12 protein-coding genes and 1 pseudogene are annotated in these 26346 nt (G+C 71.5%); 12 read left to right on the top strand and 1 reads right to left on the bottom strand.

The window, feature by feature from the left end; all coding sequences use genetic code 11:
• Window positions 1–242: pseudogene (locus tag X946_RS36290) on the bottom strand (hypothetical protein); the annotation flags it as partial.
• An 83-nt stretch (window positions 243–325) separates the two neighbouring features.
• Between X946_RS36290 and X946_RS16560 the strand changes: the two are divergent.
• The 12 genes from X946_RS16560 (at window position 326) to X946_RS16615 (ending at window position 26072) form a co-directional block, all read left to right on the top strand.
• On the top strand, window positions 326–613 hold the full coding sequence (locus X946_RS16560; RefSeq protein ID WP_161788669.1) for a hypothetical protein: 288 nt from the start codon (window positions 326–328) through the stop codon (window positions 611–613).
• A gap of 18 nt (window positions 614–631) precedes the next feature.
• Window positions 632–1657, top strand: a complete 1026-nt coding sequence (locus X946_RS16565; RefSeq protein ID WP_038749562.1) for a TauD/TfdA family dioxygenase — start codon at window positions 632–634, stop codon at window positions 1655–1657.
• Between the two features lie 8 nt (window positions 1658–1665).
• Window positions 1666–3087 (top strand): aminotransferase, encoded by a 1422-nt coding sequence (locus X946_RS16570; protein WP_038749565.1) that lies wholly within the window; start codon window positions 1666–1668, stop codon window positions 3085–3087.
• Window positions 3081–4493 carry a gamma-aminobutyraldehyde dehydrogenase gene (locus X946_RS16575; protein WP_038749567.1) on the top strand — a complete coding sequence of 471 codons (1413 nt, stop codon included), beginning with the start codon at window positions 3081–3083 and terminating at the stop codon, window positions 4491–4493. Before X946_RS16570 ends, X946_RS16575 begins: the two co-directional genes overlap by 7 nt.
• A gap of 69 nt (window positions 4494–4562) precedes the next feature.
• Window positions 4563–17093 (top strand): thioester reductase domain-containing protein, encoded by a 12531-nt coding sequence (locus tag X946_RS16580; protein ID WP_038749570.1) that lies wholly within the window; start codon window positions 4563–4565, stop codon window positions 17091–17093.
• A gap of 10 nt (window positions 17094–17103) precedes the next feature.
• A complete protein-coding gene (locus X946_RS16585; protein ID WP_038749622.1) occupies window positions 17104–18168 on the top strand; it encodes an NAD(P)-binding domain-containing protein in 1065 nt (354 codons plus the stop codon).
• Window positions 18165–19646 carry a hypothetical protein gene (locus tag X946_RS16590; RefSeq protein WP_038749572.1) on the top strand — a complete coding sequence of 494 codons (1482 nt, stop codon included), beginning with the start codon at window positions 18165–18167 and terminating at the stop codon, window positions 19644–19646. Before X946_RS16585 ends, X946_RS16590 begins: the two co-directional genes overlap by 4 nt.
• Window positions 19643–20899 (top strand): diaminopimelate decarboxylase, encoded by a 1257-nt coding sequence (locus X946_RS16595; protein WP_038749575.1) that lies wholly within the window; start codon window positions 19643–19645, stop codon window positions 20897–20899. Before X946_RS16590 ends, X946_RS16595 begins: the two co-directional genes overlap by 4 nt.
• 29 nt (window positions 20900–20928) lie before the next feature.
• Entirely contained in the window at window positions 20929–22788 is a 1860-nt protein-coding gene (locus tag X946_RS16600) for an AMP-binding protein (protein ID WP_038749577.1), read from the top strand.
• 64 nt (window positions 22789–22852) lie between these two features.
• Window positions 22853–23284 (top strand): hypothetical protein, encoded by a 432-nt coding sequence (locus X946_RS16605; protein WP_038749578.1) that lies wholly within the window; start codon window positions 22853–22855, stop codon window positions 23282–23284.
• Window positions 23285–24187 carry an ACP S-malonyltransferase gene (gene fabD / locus X946_RS16610; RefSeq protein WP_038749580.1) on the top strand — a complete coding sequence of 301 codons (903 nt, stop codon included), beginning with the start codon at window positions 23285–23287 and terminating at the stop codon, window positions 24185–24187.
• Window positions 24188–24203: 16 nt separating this feature from the next.
• A complete protein-coding gene (locus X946_RS16615) occupies window positions 24204–26072 on the top strand; it encodes a fatty acyl-AMP ligase (RefSeq protein ID WP_038749582.1) in 1869 nt (622 codons plus the stop codon).
• Window positions 26073–26346 lie beyond the last annotated feature (274 nt).

Consider the following 26346-nt stretch of genomic DNA (forward strand, 5'->3'; position numbering starts at 1 on the left):
TGCGGTTCTGCGGTTCTGCGGTTCTGCGGTTCTGCGGTTCTGCGGTTCTGCGGTTCTGCGGTTCTGCGGTTCTGCGGTTCTGCGGTTCTGCGGTTGCGGCCGTGGCCGAGGCCCAGACGTTCAATGTCGAACGTTCGTCGAGCGTTACGCGACGTTTCGATGCCCGGCGATCGCATGCATCGCGCGTTCATGCCGGTGCGCAGGCCGGTTGCGCACGGCGATGTCGCAATCGCATCGGGCATCGGGCATCGGGCATCGGGCATCGAGCGTCGAGCGTCGAGCGTCGAGCGTCGGACGTCGGACGTCGGACGTCGGCGGCCACGACATGCGCAGCAACGTCGGCAGCCACTGTTGTTGCACTCGCGCCGACTCGGGCTACGGCATCGGCCGGCGCATGCATACATGCAGGCTCCGACGATGCGTTTGCAGCGCCGGTGTCGACGGCGTCGCCATCGGCGTGGGCGCCGGCCTCGAATTCGACCGCCTGGCCGCCGTCACACGCCTCGCCGTCGCCAACGCCGCGCGCGACGCAACGCCTCGCCGCCCCGATCACGCGCTGCTCGACACGGGCCGCACGCATGCGCCTCGGCGCCGCGCCACGCCCACTACATGAACGAAAGGAGAACGCGTTATGGATTCCTTCATCGAACTGCAAGAAAACGACGGGCGTCAGGTGCCCGTGCGCGGCCGCGCCTATCTGGCGGGGGCCGACAGCCCGCTCGTGCCGGTAACGATTCCGATCGCGAACGATCTCGCGCTCGGGCTCGCGCGTGCCGCCGACACGCCCGCCGAAGCCGCCGCGCTCTGCCGCGACGCGATCGACGCGCGCCTGCCCGACACGGGCGCGCTGCTGTTGCGCAACCTGCCGATCGCCGATCGCGCCGGCTTCGATGCGTTCATGCGCTCGCTCGGCTACGCGCCGCACAGCTACGACGGCGGCATCGCGGTGCGCTCGCGCGACGCGGGTTACGCGCTCGTCGCCAGCCAGGAAGACCCGCGCATCACGATGGCGCCGCACAACGAGATGGCGTATCTGCCGAATCCGCCGCGCAAGGTGTTCTTCTTCTGCGCGGCCGCCGCGAACGAAGGCGGCGAAGTGCCGATCAACGACATCCGGCTCGCCGCCGAGCAGATCCCCGACGAGGTCCTCGCGAAGTTCGAGCGCAAGCGGATCGGCTACCACCGCTATTTGCCGCGCGAATCGACGCCGACGCAGATCGGCTGGATGGACACGTTCGGCGCGCGCGAGCGCGACGCCGTCGACGCGCTGATGCGCGAAAAGGGCTACGAACACCGCTGGCTCGACGGCGACGGCCTCGGCTACGGCTACGTGCACGACGCATTCCTCGACGATCCCGCAGGCGGCCCGCCGCTGTGGTTCAACCAGGTGACGGAGCTGCACGCATCGTACTGGCGCAGCCATCCGCTCTTCCCGTCCGACTGGAACGACGCGCGCTATCCGGCGACGACGACGTACGGCGACGGCGAGCCGATCGACCCCGAGCTCGTCACGAAACTGCGCGCGGCGCTGTGGCGCACGTCGCGCGCGGTCGCGATGCGGCCGGGCGACGTGCTCGTGCTCGACAACGTCTACGTGCAGCACGGCCGCTTCGCGTTCTCCGGGCCGCGCCTGCATCTCGTCAGCTTGAGCGACTGAGGTTTTCAATGGCATACCGAAACGATTCTCCTCTCACGAGCGCGCAGCAGGACGCGCGGCATCTGCTGCACCCATGGGCCGACCTGTCCGCGCTCGGCCGCGAGACGCCGACCGTCGTCGTCGACGCGCAAGGCACGCGCGTGACCGACGCCGAGGGCCGCACGTATCTCGACGCGATCGGCGGCATGTGGTGCGTGACGGTCGGCTATGGCCGGCGCGAGATCGCGGACGCGATCCGCGACCAGGCGCTGCGCATGCCGTTCTACACGCCGTTCGGCGCGATGACGAACGAGCCGGCCGCCGCGCTCGGCGCGCGGCTCGCCGAGCTCGCGCCCGGCGACCTGAAGCGCGTGCACCTGACCACCTGCGGCTCGACCGCGGTCGAATCGGCGCTGCGCTTCGCGCATTACTACTTCGGCGCGACAGGCCGCCCGCGCAAGCGCCACATCGTCACGCGCGGCGACGCTTACCACGGCAGCACATATCTCGCCGCGTCGGTGTCCGGCAAGGCGTGGGACCGCACGTGCTTCCATTACGACGACACGATCGTCCATCACCTGTCGTCGCCGAATCCGTACCGGCGGCCGGCCGGCATGAGCGTCGACGCGTTCTGCGCGATGCTCGTCGACGAGTTCGACGCACTGATCGCGAAACTCGGCGCCGATCGCATCGCGTGCTTCATCGCCGAGCCGATCCTCGCGTCCGGCGGCGTGATCGTGCCGCCGCCCGGCTACCTCGCCGCGATGCGCGAGCGCTGCCGCCGGCACGACATCCTGTACATCTCCGACGAAGTCGTCACGGGCTTCGGCCGCGTCGGCCACTTCTTTGCGTCGCACGCGCACTTCGGCATCGAGCCCGACATGATCGTCGCCGCGAAGGGGCTCACGTCCGGCTACCAGCCGCTCGGCGCGGTGCTGATCTCGGAGCGGCTCGTCGACGCGGTGTCCGGCGAGCACGCATACGGCAACGGCGTGTTCACGAACGGCTTCACGTATTCCGGCCATCCGGTCGCGTGCGCGGCCGCGCTCGCGAACATCGAGCTGATGGAGCGCGAGCGGATCTGCGAACACGTGCGCGACGTCGGCCCGTATTTCATCCGCCGGCTCGACGCGCTGCGGCGCTTCCCCATAGTCGGCGACGTGCGCGGCGATCACCTGATGGCGTGCATCGAATGCACGAGCGGCGCCAGCGCGACAGGCGCGCTGCCGACGCCAGCGGACATCGCGATCGCGCAACGCGTCGACCGCCATTGCGAGGAGATGGGCCTGCTCGTGCGGCCGTACGAGAGCATGTGCATCCTGTCGCCGCCGCTCACCGTGACGCGCGCCGACATCGACGAAATCTGCGCGATTCTCGCCGCCGCGCTCGAGCGCACGCAGCACGAGCTCGCGAAACGCGCGCCCCTTCACGAGGAAAACGCGACATGCTGATCAACGGCGAATGCATCGAAGGAAGCGGCGAGCCGCTTTCGATCGTCGATCCGGCGACGGGCGAGCCGCTCGCCGCGCCCGCGTCCGCGAGCGCGGCCGACGTCGAGCGCGCAGTCGCCGCGGCCGAAGCCGCGTTCCCCGCGTGGCGCACGACGACGCCGCAAACGCGCGCGCGCCTGCTGCTCGCGCTCGCCGACGAAATCGAGCGGCAAGCGGACACGCTCGCGCGCATCGAGAGCCGCAACACCGGCAAACCGCTTCATCTCGTCATGGAGGACGAGATGCCCGCCGTCGCCGATTGCTTGCGCTTCTACGCCGGCGCGTCGCGCACCGCGAGCGGGCCGAGCGCGGGCGAATACGTCGAGGGGCACACGAGCATGGTGCGGCGCGATCCCGTCGGCGTCGTCGCGCAGATCGCGCCATGGAACTACCCGTTGATGATGGCGGCGTGGAAGCTCGCGCCGGCGCTCGCGGCCGGCAATACGGTCGTGTTCAAGCCGTCGGAGTGGACGCCGCTGTCGATCGTCGCGCTCGAGGCGGCGCTCGCGCGCCTCTTTCCGGCGGGCGTCGTCAACGTCGTGCTCGGCAGCGGCGCGACGGTCGGCCGCGCGCTCGCCGCGCATCCGCGCGTGCGGATGATCTCGCTGACGGGCTCGGTCGAAGCCGGCAAGTCCGTGCTCGCCGAGGCGGCCGGCAACCTGAAGCGCACGCATCTCGAGCTCGGCGGCAAAGCGCCCGTCCTCGTGTTCGACGACGCCGATCTCGACGCGGTCGTCGCCGGCATCCGCTACGCGGGCTTCTACAACGCCGGGCAAGACTGCACGGCGGCGACGCGGATCTACGCGCAGCGCGGCGTCTACGACGCGCTCGCGCGGCGGCTCGCGGACGCGGCGGGCGCGCTGCGCGTCGGCTCGCCCGATCGCGCCGGCGTCGAGATGGGGCCGCTCGTCAGCGCCGCGCATCGCGCGCGCGTCGATCGCTTCGTGCAGGACGCGGCCTCGCTGCCGCACGCGACGGTGCTCACGGGCGGCGCGCCGCTCGCCGGCCCCGGCTGCTATTACGCGCCGACGGTGATCGCCGGCGTGCGGCACGACGATGCGCCGATGCGCCGCGAGGCGTTCGGCCCGGTCGTCACGCTGACGCCGTTCGACACCGAATCGCAGGCGCTCAGGTGGGCGAACGATTCGGAATACGGACTGGCGTCGTCGGTGTGGACGCGCGACGCGGCGCGCGGCATGCGGCTCGCCGCCTGCATCGAGGCGGGCGTCACGTGGGTGAACGCGCATTTCACCTACACGGCCGACATGCCGCACGGCGGCACCAAGCAGTCCGGCTACGGCTGCGATCTGTCGACGCTCGGCCTCGCCGACTACACGCAGCCGCGCCACGTGATGTGGCGGCATTGACGCGCACGGCGCAGCGCGCGGCGCGTGAGCGCAGCGCGCGACTTTTCGAACCCGACACAGACGATTCCCATGACCGCATCTTCTCCTTCCCGCGAACTCGCCACAGCCGTCGAAGCGGCTGTCCTGTCGCTCGCCGCCGACATCGCCGGCCGCACGTTCGACGCGTCGGCCGCGGAGCGCCCGCTGCACGCACTGGGCTTCGACTCGTTGCAGTACGTCGAATTGTCCGGATGCCTGAACGATTACTACGGTCTCGATCTCGCGCCGACACTGTTCTTCGAGGTGCACGCGCCGCGCGCGATCGCCGAGCATCTGCTCGCGCGGCACGCGGCCGAGGTCGCGCGCAAGCACGGCTTCGCGCTCGGGAACGAAACGCACGCGGCGACCGGCGCATCCGCCGCCGCGCCCGGCGGCCGGTTGGAGGCCGGCGCGCGCCAGCAGCAGCCCGCGCCCGTGCAATTGGCGCAATCCGCGCCAATCGAGAGCCCGCCGCACGAGAGCGAGCCGCTTCGGGATGCCCATGCGCCGGACGACGCGCCGCACCGCGACGCCAACGGCGAATCCCTAAACGAAGCATCCGACGATACGGATGACGAAACAGCAAGCGACGTCGCGATCGTCGGCATGGCCGGCATCTTCCCGCAATCGGCCGACCTCGCCGAATTCTGGCGGCACCTCGCCGCGGGCGACGACCTGATCGCCGAAGCGCCGCCGTCGCGCTGGGACTGGCGCGCGGCCGACGGCGAGCCCGCGTCGCGTTGGGGCGGCTTCATTCCGCGCGTCGAATATTTCGACGCCGCGTTCTTCGGCATCTCGCCGCGCGAAGCCGAGCAGATGGACCCGCAGCAGCGCCTGCTGATGCAGACCGCATGGGCCGCGCTCGAAGACGCGGCGATCCGGCCGTCCGACCTGATGGGCAGCGACGCCGCCGTGTTCGTCGGCGTCAGCACGTCCGACTACATGGATCTGCTGCCCGGCGCGGACGGCCATCTCGCCGTCGGCAACGCGCACGCGATGCTGCCGAACCGGCTGTCGCATCTGCTCGGCACGCACGGGCCGAGCGAGGCCGTCGACACCGCGTGCTCGAGCTCGCTCGTCGCGCTGCATCGCGCGGTGCGCGCGCTGCGGCGCGGCGAGAGCGGCGTCGCGATCGTCGGCGGCGTGAACGTGATGCTGACGACGCGGCTGCACCGCGCGCTCGCCGCCGCCGGCATGCTGAGCCCCGACGGGCGCTGCAAGACGTTCGACGCGTCGGCGAACGGCTACGTGCGCGGCGAAGGCGTCGCGGCGCTGGTGCTGATGCCGCTCGAACGCGCGCGCGCGGGCGGGCATCCGGTGCTCGCGGTGATCAAGGGCAGCGCGATCAACCACGGCGGCCGCGCGGCGTTCCTGACCGCGCCCGACGTGAACGCGCAGGCCGCGCTGATCGAGGCCGCGTATCGCGACGCGCGCGTCGATCCCGCCACCGTTTCGTACGTCGAAGCGCACGGCACCGGCACGTCGCTCGGCGATCCGATCGAAGTGCAGGCGCTGCGCCAGGGCTTCGACGCGTGCGCGCGCGAGCGCGCCGGCGCACATGCGCCCGCGCGCTGCGGCCTCGGCTCGGTCAAGACCAACATCGGGCACCTCGAGGCGGCGGCGGGCCTCGCGGGCGTCGTCAAGGTCGTGCTCGCGATGAACCGGCGGACGCTGCCGCCGAGCCTGCATTGCCGCGAGCCGAATCCGTTTCTGAAGCTTGACGACAGCCGCTACTACGTCGTCACCGAGCCGGCGCCGTGGCCGGGCGCGGCAACGCCGACGCCGCTGCGCGCGGGTGTCAGCTCGTTCGGGTTCGGCGGATCGAACGCGCACGTCGTGCTGCAATCGGCCGGCGCACGGCCGATCGATCGCGCAAGCGCCGCCCGATCGCCTTCGTCGAACGCGCGGCGCGCCTCGAATGCGCAAGACCCAAGCGGCTCGCCCGCATCGTTCGTCCCGCTATCGGCCCGCACCGACACCGCGTTGCGCGAACGCGCCGCGCAGCTCGCGCGCTGGCTCGACGCCGAACGCATCGACGACGCATCGCTGCCGGCGCTCGCGAAAACGCTGTCGATCGGCCGCGAGCCGATGGCGCACCGCTTCGGCATCACGTGCTCGTCGCTCGCCGAGCTTCGCGCGCAGCTCGCGATCGCGCTCGACGGCTCCGCCGAATCGCTCACGCGCGACGACGCACGGCTGCGGCCGCCCGCCCCCGCGCACGCCGCGTGGCTCTCGGGTGATGCCGCGCCGCTGCCCGTCGCGTGGGATGAAGAGACGCCGCGCCTGCGGCTGCCCGTTTATCCGTTCGAAGGCGAGCGGCACTGGCCGACCGACGAAGCGCCGCCGTCGCGCTTCGCGCTCGCGCCCGAAGGCGATGGCGCGTACCGGATGTCTATCACGCCGGACGCGCCGCTCGTCGCCGACCATCGCCTCGCCGGCGAGCCCGTGCTCGCCGCGGCCGCGCAGATCGTGATCGCGTGGCGCGCGCTCGAAGCGAACGCGAACGCAATTGATGCAATTGACGCGAGCGGCGCAGGCGAATCGAATGAACCGACCGGATCAAACGATTCGAGCGGTTCGAGCGGTTCGAGCGGTTCGAGCGGTTCGAGCGGTTCGAGCGGTTCGAGCAACTCGAGCAACTCGAGCGCGCCGAATCCTTCGAGCGCTTCGACCGATTCGGACGCCACCGGCTACCCGCACGACTCGCGTAGCACGATCGGCGCGGCCGTCGCGACGCACATCGCGCTGCACGACATCGAATGGCTCGCGCCGATCGCGATCGCCGAGCCGACCGACTTGCACGTCGCGCTCGCGCACGCGGGAGCCGACAACGGCGGCAACGACTACGCCAACGTCAATCCGGAGCGCGGCGAAAACCGGAACGCAAACGAAACCGGCGGCGCGCTCCAATTCTCGATCGCCGTCTCCCCCGCCGTCGACGCGCCGCTCGGCCGCGGCCACGCAAGCCGCGTCGCAAACGCCCGGGTGAACGCGCCCGCGCTCGACATCGAGGCGATCCGCGCACGCTGCACGCAGCCGATCTCGGCCGACGCCTGCTACGACGCGTTCGCCGCGATCGGCATCGATTACGGCCCGACGTTCCGCCCGCTGCGCGCGCTCGCGATCGGCCGCGACGAAGTGCTCGCCGAATTCGACGCGTCGGCGCTCGCGCGCACGACGGGCGATGCGCGCCTCGTCGCGCTGATCGACGGCGCGTTCCAGGCGATCGCGGGCTTGCAGCTCGCGGGCGCGGGGCGCATCGACGGCGCGCTCCTGCCCGCGTCGCTCACGCGCATCGAATTGACGGGGCCGCTCGCGGACAGCGCCCACGCGTGGATTCGCGAAGTGTCGAGCGACGCGGGCCGCCGCACGTTCGACCTCGATCTCGTGACGGTGCGCGGCGAGCCGTGCGCGGCGCTGCGCGGCCTCGCGCTCGCGTCCGGGCGGCGCGCGGCGGCGCGCGAAGCGCCGCGCCTCGCGACGCCGGGCGACCATCTGCTCGCGCCGCAGTGGCTGCCGTGCGCGAACGGCGCGGCGAGCACGGCAGCGCCCGCGCCGCGCGCCGGCGCGCTGACCGTATTGGGCGGCACGCCGGCGCAGCACGCGGCGCTCGCGGCGACGCACCCAACGAAGTTGCACACGATCGACGACCTCGCCGAACTCGACGCGCACGTCTCGCATCTCGTCTGGCTGCCGCCCGCGGCGGAGGATGCGGGCACGGATGCGCACGCGCCGCTCGCCCGATGCGCGGGCCTCGACGGCTTCCGCCTCGTCAAGCGGCTGCTCGCGCTCGGCGTCGGCGACCGCGCGTTCGAGCTGACGGTGCTGACCGTCCGCTCGTGGACGATGCCGGGCGACGCGCCCGCGTTCCCCGCGCATGCGGATCTCGCCGGGCTGTGCGGATCGCTCGCGAACGAATATCCGCATTGGCGCGTGCGGCTCGTCGACTTGTCCGACGACGACGCGCTGCCCGCCGACTGGCGCGCGCGGGAAGCGGAAAGCGGCCCCCCGCTGCTGCTGCACCGGCACGGCCAATGGTTCGCGCGCCGCCTCGTGCCGCTCGCGGCGCTGCCCGCGCGCGCGGAACCGCCGTACCGGCCGGGCGGCGTCTACGTCGCGATCGGCGGCGCGGGCGGCATCGGCCGCGTGTGGACCGAGCACGTGATCCGCGCGTGCGGCGCGCAAGTCGTGTGGATCGGGCGGCGGCCGCTCGACGCGCAAATCGATGCGCACTGCAGCGCACTCGCCGCGCTCGGGCCGCGCCCATCGTATCTGAGCGCCGACGCGAGCGACGCCGACGCCCTGCGCGCCGCGCGCGACACGGTGCTCGCGCGCTTCGGCCGGATCGACGGCGTCGTGCACACGGCGATCGTGCTGCAAGACGGCGGCCTCGCGCAGCAGCACGAAGCGCAATTCAGCGCGGCGCTGAGCGCTCAGGTCGCGACGAGCGCGAACCTCGCGCGCGTGTTCGGCGGCGACGCGCTCGACTTCATCCTGTTCTTCTCGTCGCTGCAAAGCGCGTTCGTCGCGGCGGGCCAAGGCAACTACGCGGCGGGCTGCACGTTCCGCGACGCCTTCGCCGACTGGCTGCGCACGCAGGTCCGCTGCGCGGTCAAGGTCGTGAACTGGGGCTTCTGGGGGCAAACGGGCGTCGTCGCGTCCGAGCCGTATCGCCAGCGAATGGCCGCGCTCGGCATCGGCTCGATCGAGCCCGCGGCGGCGATGGCGGTCGTCGACGCGCTGCTCGGCGCGTCCGTCGATCAGGTCGGCTACCTGAAGACGACCGCGAGCGCCGCGCTGCCGACGCTCGCACCGGCGCTCGCCGCGCGCATCGCGCCGCGCACGAACGCGCTCGCCGATGCGCCGCCGCATGCCGACGCGACCGGCGACAGCGCGCAGTGGCGGCACGCGCTCGCCGCGCTCGACCGCGCGATCGCGCGCCGGCTGTTCGCGGCGCTCGCCGCGCTGCGCGTGTTCGGCGGCGACGACGCGTTGAACGCCGGCAAGTTCGACATCGACACCGCGCTGCGCTCCGGCCGCATCGCGCCCGCATACGGCCGCTGGCTCGCGCACGCGCTGGCACTGATCGCGAAGCACGGCTGCATCGCGTGGAACGGCCGAACGGGCCGCCTCGTCGAAGTGCCGGCGTCCGTCGACAATGCACGTGCCGAATGGACGCAAGCGCGCGCCGACCTCGCACGCACCGGGCTCGTCGACGCGCACCTCGCGCTCGTCGACGCGACGCTCGACGCGCTGCCCGCGATCCTGGAAGGCCGCGTGAGCGCGACGTCGATCCTGTTCCCCGACGGCGACCTGAGCCGCGTCGAGGCCGTCTATCAGCGCAACGAGCAGGCGGACCGCTGCAATCGCGCGCTCGCCGACGCGGTGCTGCATCTCGTCGGCGGCACATCGGCCGCGCCGCCGGCGGCGCTCGCCGAGATCGGCGCGGGCACCGGCGGCACGACCGCGCCGCTGCTCGCCGCACTCGACGCGAGCGGCGCGCGGCTCGGCCGCTACGACTTCACCGACATCTCGAAGGCGTTCCTGCTGAACGCCGAGCAATCGTTCGGCCGCGGCCGCGAAGACCTGCGCTACCGGCTGTTCGACGTCGAGCGGCCAATCGCCGAGCAGGCGCTCGACGCGGGCGGCTACGACATCGTGATCGCGACCAACGTGCTGCACGCGACGCAGGACATCAGCGTCACGCTGCGCAACGCGAAGGCGCTGCTGAAGACGGGCGGCCACCTGATCGTCAACGAACTGCTCGACACGCACGCGTTCGCGCACGCGACGTTCGGTCTGCTGCCCGGCTGGTGGCGGCATCGCGACAGCGCGCGGCGGCTGCCCGGCAGCCCGCTGCTGTCGCGCGACGGCTGGGCGCGCGCGCTGCGCGAGGCAGGCTTCGCGGTGCTCGACGGAGATCCCGCCGATCGCGCGCCGGCTGGCCAGGGCGTGATCGTCGCGGTCAGCGACGGCGTGATCGTGCAGCCCGCGATCGTCGGCGCGCACGACGCGGCGCGCGGCGACATGAGCGCGCACGCAGGCGCCGCCGCATCGGCCGCATCGGCCGCTTCCGGCGCTTCTGCCGCAAGCGCCATCGCCGCCCCGCCGCCCGCCGCCGCATCCGCCGGCGCGGACCTGCGCGCACGCTGCGTGCAATGGCTCACGCAACTCGTCGCGCGGACGCTGAAGATGCCCACCGGCAAGCTCGCGCCGGATCAGCCGCTCGGCGGCTACGGCGTCGACTCGATTCTCGTGATCGGCCTCACGAAGACGCTGCGCGAGACGCTCGGCGTCGCGCTGTCGAACGCGACGCTGTTCGAGCACGCGACGCTGAACGCGCTCGCCGATTTCTTCGTCGCCGAGCATCGCACCGCGTGCGAGCGCGTGCTCGGCGGCGACGCCGCGGCCCCGGCAAACGCCGCGAGCGATGCAAACGCGTCGACGTTCGCGCGCGCGGCCGCTCAGCCTCACGCGGCCATCGGCGTATCGATCGATGCGCCCGCACCTGCTTACGCATCGACGATGCCCGACCCGGCCGCGCGGAACGCATCCGCATCGCGCACGACGATGCCGGCCACGCCGACAACACACGCGGCGTTCCCGCGCACGCTCCCCGCGCTCCCCGCGTTCGCCGACGACGCGGCCGTCGCCGTGATCGGCATGTCCGGCCGCTACGCACAGGCCGACAACCTGCGCGAGTTTTGGGCGAACCTCCGTGCGGGCCGCCACTGCATCACCGAGGTGCCGGCCGAGCGCTGGGACTGGCGCACGCATTTCGACCCGGAAAAAGGCGCGCCCGGCCGCACGTACAGCCGCTGGGGCGGCTTCCTGAAACAGATCGACCGCTTCGACGCGGCGTTCTTCCGGATTGCGCCGCGCGACGCGGAAAACATCGATCCGCAAGGCCGCCTGTTCCTGGAAGAGTCGTGGGCCGCGATCGAGGATGCGGGCTACACGAGCGCGACTCTCAGCGCGAACCGCCAGGTCGGCGTGTTCGTCGGCGTGATGAACGGCGATTATCCGACGGGCGCGCAGTTCTGGAGCATCGCGAACCGCGTGTCGCACGCGCTCGACCTGCATGGGCCGAGCCTCGCCGTCGACACCGCGTGCTCGTCGTCGCTCACCGCGATCCACCTCGCGCTCGACAGCCTGCGCAGCGGCACCTGCGATTGCGCGCTCGCGGGCGGCGTCAACCTGATTCAGAGTCCGAAGCATCTGGTCGGCCTGTCGTCGCTGACGATGCTGTCGGCGGGCGACGCGTGCCGCGCGTTCGGCGCGGGCGCGGACGGCTTCGTCGACGGCGAGGGCGTCGGCGTGCTCGTGCTGAAACCGCTGTCGCGCGCGCTTGCCGACGGCGACGCGATCCACGGCGTCATCCGCGGCAGCATGATCAACGCGGGCGGCAAGACGCACGGCCTCACGGTGCCGAACCCGCGCGCGCAGCAGGCAGTGGTGGCCGCGGCGCTCGCGCGAAGCGGCGTGCCCCCGCGCGCGGTAGGCTACGTCGAGGCGCACGGCACCGGCACCGCGCTAGGCGATCCGATCGAGCTCGCGGGCCTCACGCGCGCGTTCGCCGACACCACCGGCGATCGCGGCTTCTGCGCGCTCGGCTCGGTGAAATCGAACATCGGCCATTGCGAAAGCGCGGCGGGCGTCGCGGGCGTGACGAAGGTGCTGCTGCAGATGAAGCATCGCGAACTCGTGCCGACGCTGCACGCGGACGAAGCGAACCCCGACATCGATTTCGCGCAGTCGCCGTTCGCGCTGCAACGCCGGCTCGCGCCGTGGCCGAAGCCGGATCTCGACGGCTGGCCGCGGATCGCGGGCGTGTCGTCGTTCGGCGCGGGCGGCGCGAACGCGCACGTCGTGCTCGAGGAGTTCGTCGACGCGCGCGCCGCGTCCGCCGACGACGCGCGCGGCCCCGCGATCGTCGTGCTGTCCGCCGCGACCGACGACGCGCTGCGCCGCCGCGCGCAACAGCTTCACGCGCTGCTCGCCGAAGGCGAAATCGGCGACGACCGCCTGCACGATCTCGCCTATACGCTGCAGGTCGGCCGCGAACCGATGGCCGCGCGCTTTGGCTGCGTCGCCGGCTGCGCCGCCGCGCTTAAGGCGATGCTCGCCGCGTTCGTCGAAGGCGACGCGCCGCACGGCTGGCATGCGCATCGGCTCGCCGCCGGCCACCACGGCCTTGCCGAGCTCGACGCCGATCCCGAGCTGCGCGCGTCGCTCATCGGCCAATGCATCTCGACCGGCAAGCTCGACAGGCTCGCGGCGCTCTGGTGCCAGGGCCTCGGCGTCGACTGGTCCGAGCTGCATCGCGGCCACGCGCGCCGGCGCATGCATCTGCCCGCCTATCCGTTCGACGGCCCGAGCTACCGGCTGCGCGACGAAGCGGCGCTCGCCGCCGAGCCCGTGCGCCGGCAAGCGATCGACGCCGCGCGCGTCGGCACGCCTGCGATGCGCGACGCGATTGCCGACGCGCCCGGCGCGCCGGACGCGTCGACGCGCGCCGCATCGACGCCCGACGTCGCAACGCTCGTGCGCCGCACGGTCGCGCAGGCGCTCGGCTATCCGGAGGTCGATCTGAACGAGTCGTTCCTGTCGCTCGGCGGCGATTCGATTCGCGCGGCGCGCGTGCACCGGACGCTGCAACAGGCGCTCGGCGTGAAGATTCCGCTCAGCCTGATGCTGGAAGCGAAGACGCTCGCCGATTGCGTGCGCGCGATCGGCACGCTGACTCCGGCGGGCGACGCATCGGCGGCGTGCAGCTCCACCGCGGATTCGATCGACATCGGCGAGCCCGCGTTGCGCGCGTTCGCGTCCGAACCGGGCGCCTCGCCCGCGGACGAATCGTCGTTGCAAGCCGCGTCGCCGCGCCGCAGCGCCCCCGCGCCGCGCGATGCGATCCCGCGCGTGCACAAGTTGTCGCCGAACCAGCAGCAGTTCTTCTTCCTCGATCGCCTGAACCCGGCGAACCCGGCGTTCAACCTGCCGGGCGCGCTGCGCGTGCGCGGCGAGTGGCACGCCGACGCGCTCGAAGCCGCGTATCAGGCGCTCATCGATTCGCACGACGTGCTGCGCACCCGCTTCGTCGTGCGCGGCGGCAAGCCGTGCGCCGAAGTCGCGCCCCACCGCGCGGCGACGATCCGCCGTCACGATCTGTCGGCGCTCCTGCCGAAGCATCAGGCCGCACGCATCGCCGAATGCCTGACCGAATCGAGCCGGGAGGGCTTCGCGCTCGAACAGGGCGAGCCGAGCCGGCTGACGGTGCTCGAATTGCGCGACGACGATCATGTGATCCTGCTGAACCTGCATCACATCGTCGGCGACGCGGTGTCCGTCGTCGCGCTGCTCGACGCGCTCGCGCGCGCCGCGCTGACGGGCCGCGCGAGCGCGCCGTGCGATGCGCATCCGCAATATGCGGAGTGGGCCGCGCGCGAGGACGAGCCGCTCGCCGCGCTCGTCGAGCGCGAGCTGCCTTACTGGCTCGAGCGCCTGCGCGACGTGCCGCCGCCGTTGCCGCTGCCGTGCGACCGTGTGCGGCCGCCCGTGCCGAGCTATCGCGGGCAGAGCGTGCCGCTCGCGTTCCCGCCGGAGCTGACCGCGCAGCTCGACGCATACTGCAAGGCGCACGGGCTGTCGCGCTTCGTCGTGATGCTCGCCGCGTTCAAGGTCGCGCTGCGCGTGCTGTCGGGCCGCGACGATGTGGTCGTCGGCAGTCCTTACGCGAACCGCGCCGACGACGACACGGCCGACATGATCGGCTGCCTCGCGTACGCGCTCGTGCTGCGCACGCGCGTCGGCGAAGCCGAGACCTTCGCGGATGCGGTCTCGCTCGTGCGACGCACCGTGCACGGCGCGTTCGATCACCTCGGCGTGCCGTATCCGCGGCTCGTCGAGGCGCTGAATCCGGCGCGGCACGGCGGCGCGAATCCGCTCTACCAGATCATGTTCAACGTGATTCCGATGCCTGCGCTGCCGGACGGCGTCGAACCCGTCGAAGTGGATTCCGGCTGGCTCGACTACGACCTGTTCGTGCGGCTGCGCGCATCGGACCGCGCGATCGAAGGCGTGCTGCAATTCAGCGCGGATCTCTTCGATCGTTCGACCGCCGAAGCGATCGCGACGTACTACGTCGAGCTGCTGCATACGCTGCTCGCGCTTCCGTCGCTGCCGCTCGCGGGCCTCGCGCCGCCCGCCGGGCTCGCGCTCGCGCGAACGATCGCCGACGCGATGCCGCCGCTGCGCATCGAGATCGCGTCGACGTTCACGGATCGCCCGCTCGCCGGCACGCTGCGCTACTGGGGCGCCGCGACGGGCCAGCCGATCGAGCCGAATTTCGCGCCGTACGGGCAACTGCTCCAGACGCTCTACGATCCGTCGACGCCGTTCCATGCGAACCGGCGCGGAATGAACGTCGTGCTCGTCCGGCCGCGCGACTGGCTGCGCTTCGGCGAGGCGAGCGCGAGCGCCGAAGCCGCAGACGCGGACGCGGACGCGGACGCAGACGACAACGCGGACGCCGACGCGAGCGCCGCGGCTGAGCAAATCGCGCTCTACGTCGACGAGCTTGCCGACGCGCTCGCCGACGCCGCGCCGTCGCTCGCTGTGCCGCTGCTCGTGCTGGTGCTGCCCGACGACGCCTCGTCGCTCGCGGCGTGCGACGCGCGCAGCGGCGGCGAATGCATCGGCGCTTGCAGCGGCAAACGCAACAGCAAATGCAGCGGCGATTGCGGCGAAGAACGCGCGCGCGATTCGACGTTCGCGCCGTACCGCACGCTCGCCGCGGCGCTCGCGGACCTGCCGGCCGTGACGGTCGCGCACTGGCGCGACGTCGCGGCGATCTATCCGGTCGCCGACGTGTTCGATCCGCACGCGGACGCGGCGGGCCACGTGCCGTTCACGAGCGAGTACTACGCGGCGCTCGCGAGCTACATCGCGCGCACCGCGTTCCAGCACGCGTCGGTGCCGCTCGACGACGCATGGAACCGGCTCGCCGCGCAGATCCGCGACGACGCCGAGCACCTGCTCGCCGCGCCGGCCGGCGACGCGCGCGCGCGCCGCGCGCCGTACGCGCCGCCGACGAACGACGCCGAGGCAACGCTCGCGCCGATCTTCGCGGCCGCGCTGAAGCTCGACGATCTCGGCGTCGACGACAACTTCTTCGACTGCGGCGGCCATTCGATCCTCGCGATCGGCGTCGTCTATCAGATCAACGAAGCATTCGGCACGTCGCTGTCGGTCGCGGACATCTTCATGGCGCCGACCGTGCGCCGGCTCGCCGAGCGGATGCGCGACGCGCCGGACGGCCCGGAATACGTCGACCTCGCGAGCGCGGCGGTGCTGCCCGACGACGTCGCGCCGCTGCCCGAGCCCGTCGCCGGCACGCCGCGCGCGCTGCTCCTGACGGGCGCGACGGGCTTCGTCGGCCGCCATCTGCTGCGCGAGCTGATCGACCGCACCGGCGCGACGATCTACTGCCTCGTGCGCTCGCCCGACGCCGCGCAGGGCCTCGCGCGGCTGCGCGCGACGCTCGAGCGCTGGTCGTTGTGGCGCGACGGCGACGAGGCGCGCGTGATCGCCGTGCCGGGCGACCTCGGCCGCCCGCGAATCGGCCTGTCGAGCGCCGACCGCGCGCGGCTCGTCGCCGAAGTCGACGCGATCTATCACAACGGCACCAGCATGAACCATCTCGAATCGTTCGAGATGGCGCGCGCGGCCAACGTCGACGGCGTGATCGAGCTGCTGCGGATCGCGACCGAAGGCCGGCCGAAGACGTTCAACTACGTGTCGACGCTCGCGGTGTTCAGCATGCGCGAGCGCACCGGCACGCACGTATTCGACGAATCCGCGCCGATCGACGCCGAACAGCATCCGTCGGACCAGGGCTACACGACGAGCAAGTGGGTCGGCGAGCAGCTCGCGCATCTCGCGGCCGCGCGCGGCGTGCCGTGCAACGTGTTCCGTCTCGGCCTCGTGACGGGCGACGTGCGCCACGGCCGTTACGACGCGCTGCAGGCGTACTACCGGCTGCTGAAGAGCTGCGTGCTGATGGGCGCGGCGTTCGACGATTTCCGCTACGACCTCGTGATCACGCCCGTCGACTACGTCGCGCGCGCGCTCGCGCATCTCGGCGCGAAGCATCCGGGCGGCGGCCGCGTGTTTCATCTGTCGACGATGCAGGTCACGCCGATGCGCACGGTGTTCGAAATGATGAACGCGCACCTGCCGGCGCCGATGCGCATGCTCACGCACCGCGCATGGATCGACGAGCTGCGCGTGCGCTACCGGCGCGGCGACGTGCAGCCGATCGTGCCCGTCGTGCAATGGATGATGAACATGAGCGACGCGGAGCTCGTGAAGCTCGCCCGCGAGCGCGAGGAAACCACGTTCATCTATGACTGCACGGCGACGCATCGCGAGCTCGAGGCGGCCGGCATCGTCGTGCCCGTGTTCGACGACGCGCTGTTGCAGCGATACCTGCGCGGCATGTTCGACGACGACGCGGACCTGCGCGCGCTCGCGCCCGAGCCGGACGACGGCGAGCGCGCTTCCTCCCTTCACTCCCACACGTGAAATGAAATTCATGGACGATCTCATCTATCAAGACGAACATGCGTCGCTGCAACCGCTCGAAGGCCTGACCGTGAGCGTGATCGGATACGGCATTCAGGGCCGCGCGTTCGCGGCGAATCTGCGCGACAGCGGCGTGTCGGTGCGCGTCGGCAACATCGACGACCGCTACTTCGAGCTCGCGCGCGCGGAAGGCCATCGCGTGACGGGCATCGCCGAGGCGGTCGCGCACGCGGACATCGTGCTGCTGCTGATTCCGGACGAGGCGCACGGCGCGGTGTTCGATGCCGGCATCGCGCCCAACCTGCGCGAAGGCGCGCTGCTGTGCGTCGCGCATGGGCACTCGCTCGTGCAGGGCGACGTGCGCCCGCTCGCCGGGCGCGATCTCGCGATGCTCGCGCCGCGCATGTACGGCGATCCGATCCGCCGCTACTATCTCGCCGGGCAGGGCGCGCCCGCGTACTTCGACATCGTCGCGGACCACACCGGCCGCGCGCGCGAGAAGGTGCTCGCCGTCGCGCGCGCGGTCGGCTTCACGCGCGCGGGCGTGATGGCGCTCGGCTACCGGCAGGAGACGTTCCTCGATCTGTTTCAGGAGCAGTTCCTCGCGCCCGCGCTCGTCGATCTCGTCGAGGCGGGGTTTCAGGCGCTCGTCGAGCGCGGCTTCAATCCGAAGGCCGCGCTGCTCGAAGTCTACGGCTCGGGCGAGATGGGCAAGATGATGCTCGACGGCGCGGATATCGGGCTCGACGAAGTCGTCGCGCTGCAAGGCTCGCCGACCTGTCAGGTCGGCTATCACCGCTGGCGCGGCCGCACGCTGCCCGCCGCCGTGCGCGAGCTCGCCGCGCGCGTGCTCGATCAGATCGACAGCGGCGACTTCTCCGCCTATCTGAAGGAACATGCGTCGAACGACTACGCGTCGCTCGACGCGGCGCGCCGCGCGGTGCTGAAGCGGCCGCTCAACGTGACGCACGCGCAAGTGCGCGCGGCGTTCCGCTTCCCGACCGAGAGCGCGGGCGGGCTCTATCAATCGACGGCGGCGGCCGCCGCCGACGCCGAGCCGGAGATCGCACGATGAGCGCCCGGCGTCTTCTCGTCGGCGCGACGTTCACGGCGTCTCCGCTCGATCCGCTGCTGCGCGCGCAAGGTTTCGACGACGTCGCGTTCACGCGCTACAACCAGCTTTTGCAAACGCTCGTCGCCCCCGATCCGCGGCACGCGGGCGACGCGACGCTGCTGCTCGTGCGGCTCGCGGACTTCGTGCGTCACGAAGCGGGCGAGCGCGCGCAAACGCCGGACGCGCTCGCCGCGCTGCTCGCGCAGCGCGCGCACGCATGGCTCGACGCGCTCGCATCGTTCGGCGCGAATCGTGCGGCGCCGTCGTGGATCGTCGTGCTGCCGTCGCCCGCGCTCGACGAGCGCGGCGCGAATCTCGCCGATGCGTGCCGACGGCTCGAACACGCGCTGCTCGGCGTGCCCGGCTTGCGCGCGCTCGACTGGGCCGACTTCGCCGCGTCGAGCGCGATCGCGCAGCCGTTCGATCCGGTCGCGGACAAGCTCGGCCACGTGCCGCTGACGATCGAGGGATTCGCCGCGTTCGCGCGGTGGCTCGCCGAGCGCGTGCGCGGCGAAGCAAGCGAAACGACGCGTGCCGCGGCGAACGCGAACGATACCGCACGCGCCGAATTGGCCGCTGTTGCGAGCGCGCACGCGCCCGCCGCCGCCACCGAAGCCAGCGCCGTCGAAACCCGCGCCGCCGACACGCCGGCCTGCGCGCGCGCAAGCGCCGATTCGCGAGCCGCCGCGACGAGTGCGCACGCCCCCGCGCTCGGCGGGGCCACCGGGTCCGCCATTCAAACGAACACCGCCGCCACGCACGACGCCGCGCCGCCGCACACAGGCTCGCCAGCCAGCGGCACGACGGCCGCGGCGCCCGCGCCGTCGCTCGCCCGCTTCTTCGAGCGCCTGCAACTGCGCGTCGCGAGCGTGGCGCTCGACGACGAAACGGCGCTCGCGAAAAGCGCGCGCCTGAGCCACACGGCCGCGACGTTCCACCTGAGCGGCCGCCCGTATCTCGAAGCCGACCTGCTCGACGCGATCGCGCGCGACGCATGCGGCCTCGCGCTGACCATCGCCGACCGCTTCGGCCAATACGGCTGCAGCGGCTTCGCGCTCGTGCGCGCGGAGGCCGGGCTGCCCGTTCTCGCCGAATTCGTGCTGAGCTGCACGGTGCTCGGCAAGCAGGCCGAGCACGGCGTGCTGCTCGCGCTCGCGCTCGCGGCGCAACGCGCCGCGCTGCCGGCCGTCGCGCTCGACTACGTGCGCACCGACGGCAATCAGCCGGCCGTCGAGTTCGTCGACGCGATTGCCGCGCAAGCAGGCGTCGCCGTCGAGCGAAGCGGCCCGCGCGCGCGGCTGCGCATCGCGCCCGCCGCGCTCGCCGACGCGGTGCTCGCCTGCGCGAAAGCGCCTCACGCGCTCGCGTCGAGCGCGCAGGCGCTCGACCTCGCCCCGCTCTTCTTCCGTTCAACCGCTTACCCGACCGCCCACCGATGAACGCGAACCCCGACGCCTTCAACCCATCCCGCGCCGCGCCGCCCGACGACTGGTGGGCGCGCGACAGGCTGCACTACCGCGACGGCGCGCTGCACTTCTGCGGCCGCAACGTCGCCGAGCTCGCGGCCGCCTTCGCCGAACCGCTCTTCCTGTACGACACGCAGCGCGCAGTCGACAACGTCGAACGCCTGCAACGCGCGCTCGGCGGCCTGCAAGGCGGCGACTTCCGCGTCTATTACGCGATGAAGGCGAATCGCTTTCGCCCGCTGCTGTCCGAGCTGCGGCGCTCGCCAGTCTTCGGCATCGACGCGTGCTCGCCCGAGGAATTGCGCGAAGCGCTCGCGTGCGGCTTCGCGCCCGAGCGCATCTCGTACACGGCGCACGGGATGATGCCGGACGAAGCGGCCCTCCTCGCCGCGTTGCCCCGCGTGCACGTGAACTGCGACACGCTCAGCGCGATCGCGCTGCTCGGCAGCCGCTCGCCCGGCCGCGAGATCGGCATCCGCGTGAATCCCGGCGTCGGCATCGGCTACGGCGACAGCGAACGCCTGAGCTACGCGGGCGCGAACGTGACGAAGTTCGGCATCTATGCGGAGCAGTTCGGCGCGGCGCTCGAGCTCGCCGCGCGGCACGGGCTCGCCGTGACGTGGCTGCACTGCCACGCGGGCTGCGGCTACCTCGATGCGCAACTCGCGTCGTTCGAGCGCGTGCTCGACGCGCTGGACGCGTTCGTCGCGCGCGTGCCCGGCCTGCGCGGCGTCAACCTCGGCGGCGGGCTCGGCCTGCCGCATCGCGCGACCGACGGGCCGCTCGACCTCGAGCGCTGGCGCGCGGCCGTGCACGCGCGCTTCGGCCGCCGCCCGCTCGCGCTCGCGATCGAGCCCGGCGATTTCATCGCGAAGGACGGCGGCATGCTCGTGCTGCGCGTCGCGTACGTCGAGCTCAAGCGCAACCGCCGCTTCGTCGGCCTGAACGGCGGCTTCAACCTCGCGATCGAGCCCGCGTTCTACGGCCTGCCGTGCGAGCCCGTGCCGTGCGTGCGGCGGCCGGGCACCGTGCAATCGGTGTGTCTCGCCGGCAACATCAACGAGGCGCTCGATGTGTGGGGCGACCACGTGAGCCTGCCGCCCGTCGAGCCGGGCGACTTCGTCGCGCTGCTGAACGCGGGCGGCTACGCGTCGTCGATGAGCTCGAACCACTGCTTGCGCGGACAGTTCCGCGAGCTCGCGCTGTTCGACGCCGCGCCGCATTGACCTCAACTTCAACGATAAGGAGCCCCAGCGTGTCCTCGCTTTCACGACAATTGAGCGATCTCGGCAGCCGGATCTTCACGAGCGCGCCGTTCGGCCCCGGCGTGTCGATGCAGAATCTCGCCGAATGGTCGTCGCTCGCGCATGTGCAACTGCTCGGCAAGGTCGCCGCCGAATTCGGCATCGACATCGGCCTCGAAGACGCCTACCGGCTCGACAGCTTCGAGCGGCTGCTGCATTACATCGAGCGGCAGCGCGGGCCGGCCGGCGACGCGCCGCCAGCGGGCGCAACGCCCATATCGGCCGCGGACACGGCCGGCGCCGCCCCCGCCACGATCGGCGCGCTGCTGCACGCGCGCGCCGACGCACTGCCCGACGAGCCGTTCCTGTTCTTCCCCGCCGACGATCGCGGCTACACGTATCGCGCGTTCCACGATCTCTCGCGCGCCGCCGCCGAAACACTGCACGCGCACGGGTTGCGGCGCGGCGATCGGCTGTCGGTCGTGCTGCCGAACGGCCCCGAGTTCCTCGCGTACTACTTCGGCGCGCATCTGCTCGGCGTCGTCTCGGTGCCGATCAATCCGGCGTTGAGCGCGGCCGAGTGTGCGTACATCGTCCGCAACAGCGGCGCGAAGCTCGTCGTGTTCGACCGGCGAATGACGAACCTGCGCGACGCGGTGCGCGCCGAGCTCGGCGACGATGACGGCGCGCGCCTCGCGAGCGCCGACGCCGCGTCCGGCTTCGGCCTCGAAGCGCTCGCGGCGGCGGCCGAGCACGCGACGATCGCCGCCGATCCCGATCTCGCCGCCGACGACGACGCGAGCATCCTCTACACGTCCGGCACCACGGGCCACCCGAAAGGCGTGGTGCTGTCGCACCGGAACCTGCTGGCCGACGCGCGCGCGCTCGCCGACTGGTTCGCGTTCGAGCCCGGCACGCGCACGATGTGCATCCTGCCGCTGTTCCACAACAACGGCCAGGTGATCACGCTGCTGTCGCCGCTGATCGCGGGCGGCAGCTCGGTGATCCTCGAAGGCAAATCGGCGCTGCCGTCGTTCTGGAGGCTGATCGACGCGTATCGCGTGAACTGGACGAGCGTGATGCCCGCGTTCCTGTCCGCGTTCCTCGAATACGGGCTCAAGCGCACCGACGGCACGCTGCGCGGCATCGTCTGCGGCGGCCAGGTGCTGCTCGACGAGGTGCGCAACCGCTTCGAGAGCGAATACCGCGTGCCGGTGTTCGAGGGCTTCGGCCTCACCGAGACGACATCGTTCGCGACGATGAACCGCCATCCCGCCGAGCGCCGCCGCTTCGGCTCGATCGGCGTCGCGCTGCCGTGCAACGCGCTGCGGATCGTCGACGCGCACGGCCGCGACGTCGCCGCGGGCGAGACGGGCGAGATGCTGATCCGCGGCGACAACGTCGCTGCGCGCTATCACGCGCGCGCCGAGCTCACCGCCGGGCGCTTTCGCGACGGCTGGCTGCACACGGGCGATTACGGCTACTGTGACGACGAAGGCCATTTCTTCTTCGCGACGCGCGCGGACGACCTGATCATCAAGGGCGGCGAGAACATCTATCCGGCCGAGATCGAGAACGTGCTGCACGGCTGCGCCGACATCGTCGAATGCGCGGCGCTCGGCGTGCCCGATCCGATTCTCGGCCAGGACGTGTGCGTGTACGTGAAGCTGCGGCCGTCGTCGACGCTCGGCAAGGACGACGTCCGCCGCCTGTGCGAAGGCCGCATCGCGCATTACAAGTGCCCGCGCCACGTCGTGCTGCTCAACGAGCTCGACGATCTGCCCGAGCTGCCGAAGGGCCCGACGCGCAAGATTCTCCGGCGCAAGCTGCTCGAGCACTTCGCGGCGCGGCGCGAACGGGAATCCGCATGACGCGCCGGGCCGCCGGCCTCGCGCATTTCACCGAACCGCATCGACCGACCATGAAGGAGACGCCATGAAGCTCGTACTGTTCCTGCATCTGATTTTCGTTGCCGCGTGGATGAGCTGCGTGATCGTCGAAGGCATCTTCGAGCACGCGATCGATCGGAGTCCGGAGCAGCGCGCGTTCATCTCGAAGCTGCACTGGGCCACCGACAAATACGTCGAGATTCCGGCCTTCACGATCGTATTGATCACGGGCGCGATCCTGCTCGCGCATCGCGCGCCGACGCCGCTGCTGCTCGCGAAGGTCGCGTTCGGCACGCTCGCGATCGCATTGAACGCCGTGTGCGTGTGGATCGTCGTGCGGCGCAGGCATTACGCGGCGCGCGACGACTACGCGGCGTGGGAACGCATCGACCGCGTGCAGCACAAGCTCGGCGGGATCGTCGCGATCGCGATGCTCGTCGCGCTCGGCATCGGCGGCTACATGTTCGCAGGAGCATAAATGAAGGCATTGATTTTCCCTGGCCAGGGCTCGCAGGCGGCCGGCATGGGCAGCGATCTGTTCGAACGGCATCCGCGGATCGTCGAGCAGGCGGACGACGTGATGGGCCTGTCGGTCGCGCGCCTTTGCATCGACGATCCGGACGGCCTGCTCGCCGACACCCGCTATGCACAGCCGGCCATCTTCGTCGTCAACGCGCTCTGCCTCGCCGCCTGGCGCGACACGCACGACGACGCGCACGACGACGCGCACGTCTGGCTCGCCGGGCACAGCCTCGGCGAATACAGCGCGCTGCTCGCGGCGGGCGTGTTCGATTTCCGCACCGGGCTCGAGATCGTCAAGCGGCGCGGCGAGCTGTTCGCGTCCGTCGAAGGCGGCGCGATGGCGGCGGTCGTCGGCGTGAGCGCGGCCGAGCTCGGCCGCCGCCTGCGCGCGCGCGGCTTCGACGACGTCGACCTCGCGAACTACAACAGCGCCGGGCAAACCGTGATCGCGGGCCCGGCCGCATCGGTCGACGGCGCGGCGCGCATGCTCGACGCGTGCGGCGACGTCACCGTTCATCCGCTGAAGGTGAGCGGCGCGTTCCACTCGCGCTGCATGACGCCGCTCAAGCCCGAGTTCGACGCATTCCTCGCGCGCTTCACGCTCGCCGAGCCCGCGCGGCCCGTCGTGTCGAACGTGACCGCGCGCCCCTATCAGCCGCCCGGCACGCCCGCCGACTATCTCGTCGAGCAACTCGACCAACCGGTGCGCTGGCGCGACAGCGTCCGTCACATGCTGCGCTCGGGCGTCGACGAATGGGTCGAGCTCGGCCCCGGCCGCCGGGTCCTGACGCGCCTCGTCGACGCAATCCGGCGCGAACAGCCCGAACAGCCCGCCGCGCCGTCACCCGCATCTCTTTGAAGAGGACCGATCCGACATGTCACCCCTCCAATCCGCCCTCGCCGCCTGCCGGACGCTGACCGCGCCGCCGCCGCTCGCGCCCGCGTCCAACTTCGCCGACGTGCTGCGCTTTCGCGCCGAGACGACGCCCGACGAGTTCGCATACGGCTACCTCGGCTACGGCCGCATGCCGGACCGCGTGATGCGCTATGGCGACATTCACCGCCGCGCGCTCGCGATCGCGCGCGAAATCGTCGCGCACGGCCGCCCGGGCGACCCCGTGCTGCTGATCTTCCCGTCCGCCGCCGACTTCATCGAAGCGTTCTTCGGCTGCCTGTACGCGGGCCGGATGGCCGTGCCGGCGCTGCCGCCGCGCACCGAGAAAGAGCGCCGCCGGCTGATTTCGATTGCGCGCGATTGCGCGCCGTCGTTCGCGATCTGCGGCGCGGGCGAGCGGGACACCGTGCTCGCCGAGCTGTGCGCGGCGGGCGTCGTCGCGCCGCCGTGCCGCGAAGTCGACGCGTTCGACGCGATCGCCGACGATGCCGACCACGCCGCGCCCGCGCTGCCCGCCGTCGCGCCCGACAGCATCGCGTTCCTCCAGTACACGTCCGGCTCGACGTCCGATCCGAAGGGCGTGATGGTCGGCCACGACAACCTGCTCGCGAACGAGCGGCTGCTGCGCCGGCACTGGGGCAGCGATCGCGAGCGCTGGCTGATGGTGTCGTGGCTGCCGCACTATCACGACATGGGGCTGATCGGCGCAATCCTGCATCCGATCTACGCGGGGCGGCCCGCCGTGTTCATGTCGCCGCAGGACTTCCTCCAGCATCCGGCGCGCTGGCTCCACGCGGTGTCCGACTACGGCGCGACCTGCAGCGGCGCGCCGAACTTCGGCTACGAGCTGTGCCGCCGGCGCGCGAGCCGCATGGATCTCACGCGGCTCGATCTGTCGACATGGGAGCAGGCGTTCAACGGCGCGGAGCCGGTGCGGCCGCGCACGATGCGCGAGTTCGCCGACGCGTTCGCGTCCACCGGCTTTCGTTACGACGCTTTCGCGCCCTGCTACGGGCTCGCGGAGCTGACGCTCGCGGCAACGTCGAAGCAGCTCGGCGCGCCCGTCGTCATCCGGCGCGCCGACTACGGCGCGCTCGCCGACGGGCGCTTCGAACCGCACGAGGGGGACGGCAGGTCGATCGACGTCGTGTCGGTCGGCACGCTCGCGCATGCGGATCAGACGTTTCGCATCGTCGATCCTTCGACGGGCGAGCCGCAGCCGGTGGGCGCGATCGGCGAGATCTGCGTCGCGAGCGACAGCGTCTGCCACGGCTATTTCGGCCGCCCGGACGCAACCGACGCAACGTTCCGCGCATACCGCTGCGACGCCTTTCCGAACGGCATGCTGCGCACGGGCGACCTCGGCTTCGTCGACGATCGCGGCCATCTGTTCGTCTCGGGGCGGATCAAGGATCTGATCATCCTGAACGGCGTCAACTACTATCCGCAGGATATCGAAGGCGCGGTGCTCAACGTATCCGACCAGATCCGCGCGAACCGGCTCGCCGCGATCATGGTCGAGCGCGACGAGCAGGCGGGGGTCGTCGTCGTGCTGGAGGCGATCGGCCGGTTCGATCTCGCGACGCTCGCGCCGGAGATCGGCCGCGAGGTGTGGGACGCGTGCCAGCTGACGCTGAGCGGCGTGATCCGCGTGAAGAAGGGCGAGATCCATACGACGTCGAGCGGCAAGATCCAGCGCGCGACCTGCGCGAAGATGCTCGCGGACGGCGCGTTCACGATCGAGGATGCGCATTTGCACGACGCCGCGCAAGCGTGGCTCGCGCCGCTGATCGAGCGGTGCGCGGGCGGTGGCCGCGAGGCTTCAGGCGACGCGCGGGCCGTCGCCTGACCGCGCGCGGCGCGGCGCTCGCGCTCGATTCCTCGGACGGTCGCGTGGCGGCGTGCGGTGTTTTGCGTTTTGCGTTTTGCGTTTTGCGTTTTGCGTTTTGCGTTTTGCGTTTTGCGTTTTGCGTTTTGCGTTTTGCGTTCTGCGCCGGGTGTCGCGTGTCGCGTGTCGCGTGTCGTGAGTCGTAAGTCGTGAGTCGTGCGTGTCGCGCGTGTCGTGCGTCGTACGTTCTACGCTCCACTTTCTACCTGCGCGGCGATCGTCGGTCCCGCGAACG

The organism is Burkholderia sp. ABCPW 111, assembly GCF_000773065.1.
GTDB classification, from domain to species: Bacteria; Pseudomonadota; Gammaproteobacteria; order Burkholderiales; family Burkholderiaceae; genus Burkholderia; species Burkholderia savannae.